7 protein-coding genes and 2 pseudogenes are annotated in these 4459 nt (G+C 65.8%); 5 read left to right on the forward strand and 4 right to left on the reverse strand.

Annotation, left to right across the window (positions count from 1 at the left end):
- A pseudogene (locus tag AC2VON_RS21550) lies at positions 1-271 on the forward strand (SPFH domain-containing protein); the annotation flags it as partial.
- On the forward strand, positions 271-642 hold the full coding sequence (locus tag AC2VON_RS21555; protein ID WP_486954679.1) for a DoxX family protein: 372 nt from the start codon (positions 271-273) through the stop codon (positions 640-642). The pseudogene AC2VON_RS21550 and the gene AC2VON_RS21555, both read left to right, overlap by 1 nt.
- A 382-nt stretch (positions 643-1024) precedes the next feature.
- Here the strand turns inward: AC2VON_RS21555 and AC2VON_RS21560 are convergent, their stop codons facing one another.
- From AC2VON_RS21560 to AC2VON_RS21575, 4 genes are read right to left on the reverse strand one after another with little or no spacing between them, the layout of a single operon-like run.
- Complete coding sequence (locus AC2VON_RS21560) at positions 1025-1153, reverse strand: hypothetical protein (RefSeq protein WP_486954680.1); 129 nt, start codon at positions 1151-1153, stop codon at positions 1025-1027.
- On the reverse strand, positions 1117-1725 hold the full coding sequence (locus AC2VON_RS21565) for a chromate transporter (RefSeq protein ID WP_486954681.1): 609 nt from the start codon (positions 1723-1725) through the stop codon (positions 1117-1119). The genes AC2VON_RS21560 and AC2VON_RS21565 overlap by 37 nt, the downstream gene beginning before the upstream one ends.
- Positions 1722-2153, reverse strand: coding sequence for a chromate resistance protein ChrB domain-containing protein (locus AC2VON_RS21570; protein WP_486954682.1), 432 nt, complete (start codon positions 2151-2153; stop codon positions 1722-1724). The genes AC2VON_RS21565 and AC2VON_RS21570 overlap by 4 nt, the downstream gene beginning before the upstream one ends.
- Complete coding sequence (locus AC2VON_RS21575; protein ID WP_486954683.1) at positions 2150-2629, reverse strand: Chromate resistance protein ChrB; 480 nt, start codon at positions 2627-2629, stop codon at positions 2150-2152. The genes AC2VON_RS21570 and AC2VON_RS21575 overlap by 4 nt, the downstream gene beginning before the upstream one ends.
- Before the next feature lie 497 nt (positions 2630-3126).
- On the opposite strand from AC2VON_RS21575, the gene AC2VON_RS21580 reads away from it, so the two are divergent.
- The 3 genes and pseudogenes from AC2VON_RS21580 to AC2VON_RS21590 all read left to right on the forward strand — a co-directional run.
- A complete protein-coding gene (locus AC2VON_RS21580) occupies positions 3127-3801 on the forward strand; it encodes an ABC transporter ATP-binding protein (RefSeq protein WP_486954685.1) in 675 nt (224 codons plus the stop codon).
- Positions 3802-3878: 77 nt separating this feature from the next.
- Positions 3879-4184, forward strand: a complete 306-nt coding sequence (locus AC2VON_RS21585; protein WP_486954684.1) for a DUF1490 family protein — start codon at positions 3879-3881, stop codon at positions 4182-4184.
- Positions 4168-4459: pseudogene (locus AC2VON_RS21590) on the forward strand (cadmium-transporting ATPase); the annotation flags it as partial. The gene AC2VON_RS21585 and the pseudogene AC2VON_RS21590, both read left to right, overlap by 17 nt.

The raw sequence follows: 4459 nt of genomic DNA on the forward strand, positions 1-4459 counted from the left end.
CAGCGACTTCGGTTCCGCGTTGCAAGGTTTCACCAAGCTGCTGGGTGCGCCGGGCGAAGACGGGGTCTTCCGGTACCAGCCGGCACCGGTAGAAGAGGATCTGCCCCGGCCGGAGGACGACAGTGCCGAGGTCGCCGACTGGTTCACCACCCAGACCGATCCCGCAATCGCGCAGGCTTTGGGCGAGGCTATCGCCAAAGCCGAGGCCGACGCCCGCAAGCCGGTCGACGATATGATGGCCCCGCCTGAGCTCGACTCGGGGAGGAGCTGATGAGCGCCCTGACATCCGGGCGGACCTATGCCGCGCTGGCCGCGTTCCAGGCCGGCGATGCGGTGGCGTGCGCGATTCCGGTTCCCTACATCGCCAAAGCGCTGGACACGCTGGAGGTGCCGACCGCAATTCGGCCGGTGCTTCCTGTGGTGAAGGCCGCCGCCGCGCTCGGGCTGCTGTCGGTGTTCCGGTTTCCGGGCCTGGCCAGGTTCACCACCGCGATGCTGACGCTCTATTTCGTGTTGGCCGTCGGTGCGCACGTCCGGGTGCGCGACCGCATCGTCAACATGATTCCGGCGGCGTCGTTCCTGGCGCTGTTCGCCGCGATGACGGTCAAAGGTCCGGATCGGCCTGCTCCGGACCCGATATAGCCGGGTCTTGAGCAGGGCGGAAGACTCGACACGCCAAGATGGCCGTGAAGCAGGAGCGGCTCGTTCGGCTAATTACGTAGCGCGTGACGAGGAGCTATGTGGTGTGGTGGCCGAACTGTTGGGTAAGCGATGGAGTCCCGAACAGGTTGCCCATGAACTGCCGGTGCGGTTTCCCGGCCAGCCTGAGCGCCTTCTTCGTACCGAGTCGACGCTTGCTTCTATGTTTGTGGCCCTTCCGACTTTTCCGTGGGGTTCGAGCCGCGACGACTGTGCCTGCGGCTGGCCGAACTGGTCGGGCCTGGGCTGGCTCGGCGCTGCCGCCGATGGGCGTGTTGCACTGCGGCATCGACGGTGTTGTGACGGTCGCATCGTTTCTGGGTGATCAGGTGATGGGTAGGTGTATCAGCGCGGCTGCCCCGCCGAGCAGTGCGCAGATTCCGAGGGTGCGCAGCACCGACCACCTCAATCCGAAGATCAGCGCGGTGGCGATGACCGCGATTGCCGCCGGCACCGGCCGCCAGCTGGCCAGTACCGGCAGCCCACTACGCTCGCGCCCGCCACGACGACAGGAAACGGAAGCGCGAACATGGCCAGCGCCATAAACGACGCGATCGCCGTGCAGACCAGTGCAGGACCGGCCAGTGCGCGTTTGCCGACGCGCCACACGGCGTGGGTGACGATCGCCAGCACCGCCGGGGCCAGGCCGGCGAAGATCGCCAGCACGGCGGTGGTGTCGCCGAATCCGACATAGATCGCGGACAACCCGAGCATTGCCAGCGCACCCGGGATGACGAACAATGTTCCCGCGGCGATGCCGCCGCGATTGCCGTTGAGCAGCCACCCGGTATAGATCGCCAATTGTTGGGCCTCCGGGCCGGGCAGCAGCATGCAGTAGTTCAAGGCGTGCAGGAACCGTTTCTGGCCGATCCAGCGCTTCTCGTCGACGAGGCTGTGCTGCATTACCGCGATCTGACCGGCCGGGCCGCCAAACGTCTGCAGCGAAATCACCCACCACGCGCGCAACGCCTGACCAAACGGCACCAGATCGCCGCGGTCGCGGCCCCGGGCGGGTGTGGTGGTCACGTGGGTTCGTGACCCAGAAGCAGACTGCGGCGGTAGAACTCGTAGAGCCCGGCGAACAGCGCGTCGGTGACTGCGATGGTCTGCTCATCGGTTCCGGTCATCGACAGGCCGCGCAGCACGGTGTCGAGGCCCGGGGCCTCCGGTGCGTCGTAGCGGCCGTCGTCGAGATCGGCCTCGTGCACGATCTCGCCGATTCGCCACAGCACCGGATCGCTTACTTCGTAACGACGCAGCATGGTTTCGAATGTGCAGTCGCCATGATGGTGCGACAAGTCCGCGCCGCGCATATCGAATGGGGTGACATCGTCGGGGACCTGGTCGGGGTCGGTGACGAACATGAATTCGGCCTGCGGGTCAACAAAGCGGCGGATCAGCCAGGTGCACGCGGCCCGGTCGATATGCACACCGGCGCGCGTCGCCCACCTCACTTCAGCACCTCCTTAGCCTGGTTGTCGGGCACCGGCTCGGTGGCTGCCGCCAGGTTTTGTAGGGCGGCATGGCCGCGCTCACGCTCGGGTGGCGGGAAGAAGTCGCGGCGGGCGATCTGGCGCCACTGTCTGCGCAACCGCCTCAGCGCAGCTGTGCGCTCGGGTGCCTCCAGGCGCGTGGCTGCTGCGGCTGCCGCGGCAAGCTCGTCGTACTCGGCCGCGCGTGCGGTTGCGATTTGTGCGGCCAGGTCGCGCTCCTGGACAGCAGTGCTGGGACGGGCCAACCACACACCGGCCTGGCCGCCGGCTTCGATGACTTCATCGGCCAGCCATTCCAGCTGCTCACGCGTGCGCGCATCCGCCGGCAGCGCGACAACTCCGTCGGCCAAATGCGCCACCCCGAGCTTTTTGAGCTTGCGCCACAACGTGATCCGCGGTGTCGACGGCTCGCGCGGCAGCCGATAACTGAACAACACCCACTCACCCGGACCAGAACGACGGGCACCCATATCATCTATGTAACCATGGTTACAAACGTATGTATAGTTTCCGATCACCGTGGGCCACACGCCGCGAGTTGGCGCAGCCCGATAACCGAGCCAGGCGCTTCATCATCCACCCTGCCGTTGATGGTGCAACCACGGTTACACTCGATCTGTTACATTCGATATTTGGAGGGAACGATGAAGCGGACAATGTAAGGTCGGCGTCGCGGCCGCCGCAGCATCTCGACGAGAACTTCCACGTCCTGGGCACCCTGCCCGCCGGGCATGACAGCGATGACCACGATTGATGGGTTTAACCAGCGATGATGATGCTCAATCGATTCGGTGTGGGTCGTGCGCTACGACCGTCGCCACCACTACCGGAGGCCGCGATTGTTGTAGCGGCGTTGACCATGTGCCGCGTCGTTCGGATTCGTGGCTGAGCACATCCCAAGATCCAGGAGGCCCGTCGATGGTGATGCATGGAGGTGCGCGTGGATGGTTTCCGCCTCGAGCAGGTGACGGTGACCAACAGCGAGGCCACCCTGTTAGCACAGGTCAGTGTGAGCATTCCCGCCGGCCGCTGCACGGCGGTGATGGGTGCCAGCGGTGCGGGAAAGTCGACGTTGCTGCGGTTGCTCAACCGGCTCACCGAGCCCACAACCGGGCAGGTGTGGCTCGATGGTGTGGTGCTCGCGCAACTGGATGTGTTGGCGCTGCGGCGGCGGGTCGGACTGGTCGCCCAAGCCCCGGTGTTGCTGACCGACCGAGTGCTCGACGAGGTGCGCGTCGGCCGCGCAGATTTGCCGCAGGCCCGGGCGGTGGAGTTGCTTGCGCGCGTGGGGCTGGCACCAGGGTTCGTGGCGCGTGCGACCGCGGGGTTGTCCGGAGGTGAGGCGCAACGGTTGTGTTTGGCCCGGTCGCTGGCTGTCGAGCCGCAGGTGTTACTGCTCGACGAGCCGACCTCGGCGCTCGACGGCCCCTCGGCCGCGGTCATCGCCGCATTGGTACGTGAGCACGTGAACGAAGGCGGCACGGTGGTACTCGTCAGCCACGACCACGCTCTGGTCGCAAGCCTCGCCGAGCAGGTGTTGGTCCTCGAACACGGTCAGCTGGTCGTTGACGGACATGCCGGCGTTATCGATCGCCCATCGCTGTCATGATCGACGAATCGACCGGTGGCGGTCAGAGCCTGTGAGCTAGCAACGATCTAAACAACTATGTGAAGGGATGGTTCGAGATGGTCTGGCATGGACTCTTGGCGAAGGCGGCGCCCACGGTGGTTGCCGGCGTGGTGGGGGTTGCTGCCTATGAGGCGCTACGCAAGGCGGTAGCCAAGGCCCCACTGCGCGAGGCAACCGTTAGCGCTACCGCCTGGGCTCTGCGGGTTGCGCGCGAGGCCGAGCGCACAGTCGAAAACAGCGCCGAGAAAGCCCGATTGACGGTCGCCGACGTTGTCGCCGAGGCGACAGAGCGCATCGGGGAAGAAGTACCACCACCGACGGCGGATTCAGGCAACGACCAGGATAATGACGCCGACCGCTGAGGCCCACCGGGATTCCGGCGTCCAGTTGACTGTTGTATCCGCAGCGGCCGGGCGCATGCGTGTACAGACCACCGGTTTTCAGGTCGATGCGGCCCGGGCCGTCGCGATCGAGGATACCGTCGGCAAGCTGCCCGGAGTGCGCGCGGTGCACGCTTATCCGCGAACGGCATCGATTGTGATCTGGTATTCGCCCACCGACTGCGACACCGCCGCCGTCCTGTCAGCGATCATCGATGCACAGCACATCCCGGCCGCGCCGGTGCCCGGTCGGCACT

This window comes from Mycobacterium sp. TH-M82 (assembly GCF_057473605.1).